This is a genomic window from Citrobacter sp. R-1.5.2 (assembly GCF_035064245.1).
Taxonomy (GTDB): Bacteria; Pseudomonadota; Gammaproteobacteria; order Enterobacterales; family Enterobacteriaceae; genus Citrobacter.
On record NZ_JASEYC010000113.1, the window covers coordinates 1 to 261 of the forward strand.

The 261-nt window shown below is 55.6% G+C and carries 1 protein-coding gene; it reads right to left on the bottom strand.

Features of this window, described 5'->3' with window-relative positions:
- On the bottom strand, positions 1 to 261 hold a 261-nt coding region (locus tag QMN38_RS26845), incomplete at both ends, for a hypothetical protein (RefSeq protein WP_323606440.1).

The following is a 261-nucleotide window of genomic DNA, read 5'->3' on the forward strand; positions in this document are numbered from 1 at the left end:
TAGCATTGTGCTTTGTAGGCCGGATAAGGCGTCAGCCGCCATCCGGCGCATAGCCAGAGTATTCGAGTCATTGCCTGTCGGCACTACGTTTATCAGGCCTACAGGTAGCATTTTGCTTTGTAGGCCGGATAAGGCGTCAGCCGCCATCCGGCGCATAGCCAGAGTATTCGTGTTATTGCCTGTCGGCACTACGTTTATCAGGCCTACGGGTAGCATTGTGCTTTGTAGGCCGGATAAGGCGTCAGCCGCCATCCGGCGCAT